The sequence below is a fragment of the Vibrio sp. V19_P1S1T109 genome (assembly GCF_002241375.1).
GTDB classification, from domain to species: Bacteria; Pseudomonadota; Gammaproteobacteria; order Enterobacterales; family Vibrionaceae; genus Vibrio; species Vibrio anguillarum.
This window is the reverse complement of record NZ_NDIM01000308.1, coordinates 1-7,912: the sequence shown is the minus strand read 5'-3', so window position 1 is coordinate 7,912 and position 7,912 is coordinate 1. Positions and strand designations below refer to the sequence as shown.

Annotated in this window: 6 protein-coding genes; 2 read left to right on the top strand and 4 right to left on the bottom strand. The window is 45.6% G+C overall.

Annotated features, from left to right (window positions below; all coding sequences use genetic code 11):
* Window positions 1-62: 62 nt before the first annotated feature.
* Together B9J87_RS15005 and nhaD are read left to right on the top strand one after the other, a co-directional pair.
* Complete coding sequence (locus tag B9J87_RS15005) at window positions 63-1,367, top strand: dicarboxylate/amino acid:cation symporter (RefSeq protein ID WP_029189696.1); 1,305 nt, start codon at window positions 63-65, stop codon at window positions 1,365-1,367.
* A gap of 169 nt (window positions 1,368-1,536) precedes the next feature.
* The gene (gene nhaD, locus B9J87_RS15000; protein WP_088733080.1) at window positions 1,537-2,985 is read left to right on the top strand and encodes a sodium:proton antiporter NhaD; all 1,449 of its coding nucleotides are present in this window, start codon (window positions 1,537-1,539) and stop codon (window positions 2,983-2,985) included.
* On the opposite strand, the gene B9J87_RS14995 is transcribed toward nhaD, so the two are convergent.
* The 4 genes from B9J87_RS14995 to B9J87_RS14980 form a co-directional block, all read right to left on the bottom strand.
* Window positions 2,982-3,911: a Gfo/Idh/MocA family protein gene (locus B9J87_RS14995; RefSeq protein ID WP_176429547.1), complete on the bottom strand. Its 930-nt coding sequence runs from the start codon at window positions 3,909-3,911 to the stop codon at window positions 2,982-2,984. The two genes, nhaD and B9J87_RS14995, sit on opposite strands and share 4 nt — an antisense overlap.
* Window positions 3,912-4,016: 105 nt before the next feature.
* Window positions 4,017-4,547, bottom strand: coding sequence for an MltR family transcriptional regulator (locus B9J87_RS14990; protein WP_010319258.1), 531 nt, complete (start codon window positions 4,545-4,547; stop codon window positions 4,017-4,019).
* Window positions 4,548-4,608: 61 nt separating this feature from the next.
* Window positions 4,609-5,757 (bottom strand): mannitol-1-phosphate 5-dehydrogenase, encoded by a 1,149-nt coding sequence (locus tag B9J87_RS14985; RefSeq protein WP_026028875.1) that lies wholly within the window; start codon window positions 5,755-5,757, stop codon window positions 4,609-4,611.
* A gap of 116 nt (window positions 5,758-5,873) precedes the next feature.
* Complete coding sequence (locus B9J87_RS14980) at window positions 5,874-7,823, bottom strand: PTS mannitol transporter subunit IICBA (RefSeq protein ID WP_094133869.1); 1,950 nt, start codon at window positions 7,821-7,823, stop codon at window positions 5,874-5,876.
* Window positions 7,824-7,912 lie beyond the last annotated feature (89 nt).

Below are 7,912 nucleotides of genomic sequence, written 5' to 3'. Positions count from 1 at the left end.
CTGCTAACCTGCGGCACGCTTTGAAATGATGTCGAAGTGCATAAAATAAAGGAGTGTTCACAATGAATACCAAAAAACCGATGTCGCTTACCGGCCGTGTTATTTTAGGTATGGTAGCGGGTATTTTGACTGGCTTTGCCATTCGAGCCCTATTTGCTGAAAACGGATTTGTTGACGCGTATATCGTTAACGGCTTATTCGATGTTGGCGGAAAAATCTTTATCGCCAGCTTAAAAATGTTAGTTGTACCCCTCGTGTTTGTTTCTCTCGTTTGTGGTACGAGCTCACTGAAAGATCTCACCACACTTGGCCGCATGGGCGGTAAAACCCTAGCCTTTTACATCGCAACCACTGCGATTGCCATCACACTGGCACTGACAATGGGCACTGTGTTTCAACCGGGGTCCGGAGCCGATTTAACCGCAGCAAGCTCATTCCAATCTGCGCAAGCCCCTTCTTTGGGCCAAGTGTTTATTGATATGTTCCCGACCAACCCAATCAGCGCGATGGCAGAAGGTAAAACACTGCAGGTCATCGTCTTTGCAGTACTATTTGGCATAGCCATCAGTGCCGCGGGTAAACCGGGCGAGCGTATTGCGGGCGTTTTTAATGACTTGAACGAAGTTATTATGAAACTAGTCGCCTTGTTGATGAACCTTGCTCCATACGGCGTATTTTTCCTGATGGCAAAACTGTTCACCAGCCTTGGTTTAAGTGCCATTTTGAACCTCGCAGAATACTTCGTAGTACTGACGGTTACCCTGCTGCTACACGGTTTTGTCACCTATAGTTTGATGTTGAAAGGCTTTACTGGTTTAAGTCCAATCACCTTCTTCCGTAAAATGGAAGATGCCATTATGTTCGCTTTCTCTACAGCCTCTTCCAATGCGACTATACCCGTCACCATGGAAACGGCTAAAAACCGCTTAGGGGTTGATAACAAGATAGCTTCTTTCACCATTCCGCTAGGTGCGACCGTTAACATGGATGGCACAGCGATCATGCAAGGCGTTGCGACAGCATTTATTGCCCAAGCGTTCAATATCGACCTAACCATGGGTGACTACGTGATGGTCATCCTCACGGCAACACTAGCCTCTGTTGGTACAGCAGGCGTTCCGGGTGTTGGTCTTGTCATGCTAGCGATGGTGCTAAACCAAGTCGGCTTGCCACTAGAAGGTATTGCTTTGATTATGGGTGTTGACCGCTTATTAGATATGATCCGCACCGCAGTCAATATTACTGGTGATAGCTGTGTGACTCTTATTGTGGCGAAAACAGAAGGCGCGTTAGATGAAGCTCGCTTTAATGATCCACAAGCTGGCGTGAAAGAAGAAGAAGTCCATTTAGCAAAAGCTCAAGCCTAACTTTCTTCACTTCCACTCATCAAAATCAAACCCTGTCGCTATTGCTACAGGGTTTTTCTTTATTCGCTTTACAGGTCAAGAATAAGATTAAAAATCAAGCAGATCAGAGCTATCTCACACCGAACTATCTTCAATAGATCTAGAATTTTATCAGCCTAACTTTCTAGGAGTGAATACAATGATACCTCGACGCACATGGCTTCTTTTGTTCTGCACTTTACTCTTTCCTTCAGTCGCTCTCGCTTCCTCTAATGATATCGATTCGTTAGATCTAACACACTCAACGATTGGTTATGCCTCTTTAGTCATTTTTACTCTGGCATACACTTTGGTCATGATGGAGGAGTACCTTAAGCTACGAAAGTCTAAACCTGTGTTACTTGCAGCTGGTTTAATTTGGGCCATGATTGGTTATGTTTATCAGCAGTATGAATTAACCGAGATTGCCAAAAACGCGCTAGAGCATAACTTGCTGGAATACGCCGAATTATTGCTGTTTCTGTTAGTCGCGATGACCTACATCAGTGCAATGGAAGAGCGGCGATTATTTGATGCATTACAAGCGTGGATGGTGGGAAAAGGTTTTGATTTTCGTGCTCTTTTTTGGATCACGGGGCTGCTTGCATTTTTCATCTCGCCAATTGCCGATAACCTAACCACCGCACTGTTGATGTGCGCTGTCGTACTAAAAGTGGCAGGAAACAACCCCCGTTTTATCAACATTGCTTGTATTAATATCGTCGTAGCGGCTAACGCCGGAGGCGCTTTTAGCCCTTTTGGAGACATCACCACCTTAATGGTTTGGCAAGCAGGCCATGTGCCATTTTCACAGTTCCTTTCTCTGTTTCTCCCTTCTGTGATCAACTACCTTGTTCCGGCATTGCTAATGTCGTTTTTCCTGCCCAAGGAAAAGCCAACCACCCTGCATGAACATGTCGAGCTTAAACGCGGAGCCCGCCGTATTGTCGTACTTTTCATGTTAACCATTGCTACCGCCGTAGCATTCCATGCTGTGGTGCGCTTTCCACCCGTGATAGGCATGATGATGGGGCTCGCTTACTTACAATTTTTTGGCTATTTCCTCAGGAAAACCTTACCTACTTCGCTGGCCAAAAAAACCGTAATTGCGATTGCAAATAATGACGAGGCCGCCCTAAAACGTATTGGCTCTGTGGTGCCATTCGATGTCTTTAAGCGAGTTTCACACGCCGAATGGGATACGCTACTGTTTTTCTACGGGGTGGTCATGTGCGTAGGAGGGCTAAGCTTACTGGGTTATTTAGGCTTGATCTCGGAAGTGATGTATAGCCAATGGAACCCCATATGGGCAAACGTGATGATTGGGTTTCTTTCGGCGATTGTCGATAACATTCCCGTCATGTTTGCAGTACTGACGATGGAACCCGATATGTCCACCGGAAACTGGTTGCTCGTCACATTAACAGCGGGCGTCGGCGGCAGTTTACTCTCGATTGGCTCAGCCGCTGGAGTGGCTCTGATGGGCGCTGCACACGGCAAATACACCTTTGTAGGCCATCTAAAATGGACACCGATTATTGCAACAGGCTACGCCGCAAGTATTGGTGTCCACTTACTACTCAATCACGCTTTGTTTTAACGAATTTGCTTCGCAATATAATGACACAGCGCCTCTGCCAGCTGGTGCGAGGCCAAGTTGCGTGCCACCACTTCTGAAGCCAGCTTTCCGCTGTTTATCACGCCAATCCAATCGTCAATCATGGCGCTAAAGCCTTTACTGGTCAGCATTGGCGTCCAATCTTTTAAACTAAGGGCTTGCTCTTGCCCTTGATGCCAACGTTTTCCTTGTGTAAACGAGTCAAACTCAAAACCTTCATTCACAAAGCTCGCGCTGACTCGCTCAGCGGTTATGCCAAACTGGCGATTCATTGAGGCATGCAGCAAACTTTCGCCGTGTTGCCATTGAACATCCAAGCGGGATAACTGACCTTGATGCTGCTGGTAGGTAATATAAGCATCATCCAATGTGGCTTTAGCATTCACGTTTACGCTGTCTAGCGGATGGATAAAATCATCAAAGATAAAGGTGCGCACATCACCGGGCAGATCATAGCGGTGCTTTTCCCAACGAAGCGAACGTAAGTCGTTTCTATTACCAGTTTGCACTGCATTTAGGTGTTGGTTATAGAGCGGAATATGACGGCGATTAAACCCCACATACAAAGGTTGACGATGCTTTTCTGCAAGATCATACAACATGTCACAGGCGCTTGCGCTGTCGGCTAGCGGCTTATCAACAAAGGTTGGAATTCCGTGTTCAAGGAAAAATTGGGCGATTTGAGGGTGAGCCGAGGTCGCCGCATGGATCATAACCGCATCAACGTTATAGCCAAGTAGCTCTCGATAATCCGTGCAATTCTCTGAAATGCGGTAACGCTGCGCTAGTTGCGTAACAAGAGCTGAATTACGAGTACAAAATACCAATTCTAAATCTGGGCGCTGTGTGATGACCGGAAGATACGCCTTTTGCGCGATATCACCTAGACCAATAATGCCAATTTTCATCATCAAATCTCTTTTCGTTAGATGAAGGTTAGGCTAACACAAGAAGATTAAAAAGGGAGGTGTAGAACTCAGTGAAAAGGCAATCCTTGCCTGTCTGGGATGAGGTTAAAATGGGCTCTCTTTGTTCAGCTCATTGCAAATTTCGACAATCGCCAATGAGAGCCCGGATTTGATGATTTGTTGCTGACGCTGAAGTTGAAGCTGGTAAAAATCCAGTTCAATGTCGCCATCCGGCTCCAATACTTCCAACTGCACCATGCCCATTTTGGCCACCAAATGGAGCTTTTTTATCGGCACCAAAATTTTCGGGTCGGTGAACTCGTATTCAGCACCATCACTGTTGAGTTGATTACGCAGTTTGATTATATCTTCAATATCGTGGTAAACATCATCAGGTAATACCCCAAGGCCAAACAGCAGTTTTAGCCTGACAGACAAGTTGCCGAGTGGTCCAGAATCTTGCAATAGAGGGCCAACTACTGATTGGACAGCGAAGTTATCTTTGCGAAAAATGCGTTGCATTAATGCGTCAATCGCCTCATTGAACACTTCAACCGTCGTAATAAAGAATCCGCGCACCGAATGGGCACTATTCAGTCGTTCAATTATATCGCTTTCGTTAATTCTATCTGCCATACGCTGTACTAATTGTTGTTATAAAGGGAGGGCATTAGCGCCCTCCAAAGTATTTATGTGATTAAAGCTGTTTGTAGATCGCTTCAATTTGCTTAACCTGCTCGCTCTGCTCATCTAACCCTGTGTAATGGGCTAGTGTTTTACATACGCCATATTGGTTCAATGATGTTTGAAGCTCGACCGCTTGAGGATCGCTGTCGTTGGTATATTTAAGGGCCGCCGCAATCCCTTTCAATAGCGTTTTGTTTTCAACACCGTACTCGATTGTACCGAGTAATGGCTTGATTAATCTATCATTGGGGCCTAATTTTCGTATTGGCTGACGACCAACGCGATCCACTTCATCCACCAAATATGGGTTGGCAAAGCGGCTCAATATTTTTTCGATATAAGCGGCGTGCAATTCAGGGTCAAAACCGTAACGACGAATGAGTACTTCACCGCTTTCATGCATGGCTTGCTTCACTTGCTGACGAATTGCAGGATCTTCAATCGCTTCACGAATCGTCTTATGACCACTCAAACAACCCAAATAGGCGGTAATGCAGTGCCCAGTATTTAGAGTGAAAAGTTTACGCTCAACAAAAGCCATCAGATTATTGGTTTTTTCCATCCCTTCAATGTTGGGGATCTCACCTTTAAATTGCTGTTCATCAACAATCCATTCGCTGAAACTTTCAACCGTCACGGCCAACGGGTCATCGTTCGCGGCTTCGACAGGTGGCACAATGCGATCCACCGCGGAATCGACAAAACCAATTAACTCATCGGTTTTAGCATGCAGCGATGGGTCTAGATATTTATACACTTCGCCTTTCAGGTGTGTTGTACCGCGAACCATGTTTTCACAAGCGATCACATTGAGTGGCTGTTCATTGCCCGCTTCAAATCTTTTGGTGATGCCTTTGGCGATCGTTTTCGCAATGATATCAAGCACTGCAGGGCCGACAGCTGTAGTGACTAAATCCGTTTTTACAATGCGATCAATCACATCATTACTGGCTGAATTCACCGCAGTGACATGAGTGACAGTATCAATTTTGCACTCAGAACCCACTACCTTTACTTTGTATTCTTGACGATGACTCAATTGATCGACCAAAGGTTCATTTACATCGGCAAAAGTCACTTCAATGTCTGCATCGGCCAATAATTTACCAATAAAACCACGACCAATGTTACCCGCGCCAAAATGTACTGCATTTTTCATAATCTTACCTACCAAAAACTTATCTAAAAGAGAAAAGAGCGCTTAATACTTCAATTGAGGTGAGGTCAGCAGTATAGGGGAACAGCCGACCTCGTTTTGCCTCAGGAGCAAAAGCGTTACGCTGCTTGGTTACCCGATAGGATCGCCAAGATATCGCTCACGTCTCTGGTTGAGGTGAGCTTCTCGATAGCATCAGGCTCATCGAGTGCGTTGGTAATGGTGGTAATCACTTGAATATGTTCATCATTTTTGGCGGCAATACCGATAACCAGTTTCGCTACGCCATCTTGGTCGTCCGTAAACTGCACACCAGCAGGATATTGGCAAATCACAATACCCGTTTTAATCACACGGTCTTTGGCGGCGACGGTGCCATGAGGAACGGCAATCGATTCTCCAAGATAAGTGGATACCATTTTCTCACGTTCAAACATGGCATCAACATACTCAGGCTCCGCATAGCCAAGCTCAACTAACTTATTGCCAGCGAAACGAATGGCTTCTTCTTTATTAGCGGCATTCAAACCTAAGTGAATGTTTTCTTTTTGGATTTGAAAAACGGACGGTTTTTGAATTTCAAAGCTGTCGTCATTCGCAGCGAGGATGGAGACTTTAACCACATCGCTATCATTCGCCGCCTTAGGGCGTTGAGCTGCCAAAAGCTTAGTCACAAGCTGGTTGTACATTTCACTGTCTAAAAAGTTGCTCAGTGAAATATGCTGTGCACTGGGTGCATGTGTGCGTGCGCGGCCAGTCAGGTCTTTATGAGTAATCACGATTTCTGCGTTCTCCGGCAAACTATTGATGGCAAGGTTAGTGACGTGAATCGCTAAGCCCGCATCTTTGATTTTTTTACGCAGCATGCTTGCGCCCATCGCGCTTGAACCCATACCCGCATCGCAAGCAACAATAATGCTTTTCACGTTGGCTAAATCAATATTGCTTTTTTGAGAAGCCGCCGTCACATTGCCCTTTGCGCTCGATTTCATCTCTTTCATTTGTGATGTGGCTTTTTCTAACGCCGCTTCATCACCTTCTTCCTCGGTGCTGCTCTGTGCTTTCATCAATAATGACGCAACGGTAAAGGACACACCTGCCGCACCAAATATTGAGCATAATACGCCAACAATCGATCCTTTCTGTGTCATCAGTAGCACTGCAAAGATAGAGCCAGGAGACGCTGGAGAAACAATACCTGCATTAAAGAGAGTCAAAATGAATACCCCTGTCATACCACCAGCAATCGCTGCAAGAATCAGACGTGGATTCATCAGTATGTATGGGAAATAAATCTCATGGATGCCGCCGAAGAAGTGAATGATGGAAGCGCCACCAGCTGTTTGACGTGCTGTACCTTTACCAAACACCATGTAAGCCAACAAAATACCGAGACCGGGGCCAGGGTTTGCTTCAATCAAGAAGAAGATTGACTGACCCATTTCACTGGCTTGTTGAATACCTAACGGTGAGAAAATACCGTGGTTAATCGCGTTGTTAAGGAACAAGATCTTCGCGGGTTCAACAAAAATAGAAGTCAGTGGTAAAAGGTGTGCTGAAACTAAGAAGTTTACGCCTGCCGCTAAACCACCAGAGAGCACTTTGACAAATGGCCCAATAAGGTAAAACGCCAAGATTGCGCCAAGCATACCAATAATGCCTGCCGAGAAGTTGTTTACCAACATCTCAAAACCGCTTTTTACTTTACCTTCAACACGTTGGTCAAAGGTTTTGATCGCCCAACCACCCATAGGGCCAACCATCATGGCTCCCATGAACATGGGGATATCTGTTCCGACAATCACACCCATTGTGGTGATAGCACCGACAACAGCGCCACGTTCTCCACCAACCAATTTACCACCCGTGTAACCAATCAGCAGTGGTAATAAGTAAGTAATCATCGGCCCAACCATAGACGCTAACGTTTCATTCGGTAGCCAACCCGTTGGGATAAATAGTGCGGTTATAAAGCCCCACGCGATAAACGCGCCAATGTTTGGCATAACCATGTTAGATAAGAAGCGACCAAAATTTTGTATCTTGATCTTTGCATCTGGTGATATCATGTGGATTCCCCGTTCGATGTTCTGATGAATATTGTTGTTGTAACGGTTCTGCGAAAAACCGTTGATTGCTTAGTACACAATCAATTTAC

Coding starts and splice junctions, on each gene's coding strand:
- B9J87_RS14995 (WP_176429547.1), bottom strand. CDS start 3,911: ATGAAAATTGGCATTATTGGTCTAGGTGATATCGCGCAAAAGGCGTAT.
- B9J87_RS14990 (WP_010319258.1), bottom strand. CDS start 4,547: ATGGCAGATAGAATTAACGAAAGCGATATAATTGAACGACTGAATAGT.
- B9J87_RS14980 (WP_094133869.1), bottom strand. CDS start 7,823: ATGATATCACCAGATGCAAAGATCAAGATACAAAATTTTGGTCGCTTC.
- B9J87_RS14985 (WP_026028875.1), bottom strand. CDS start 5,757: ATGAAAAATGCAGTACATTTTGGCGCGGGTAACATTGGTCGTGGTTTT.
- B9J87_RS15005 (WP_029189696.1), top strand. CDS start 63: ATGAATACCAAAAAACCGATGTCGCTTACCGGCCGTGTTATTTTAGGT.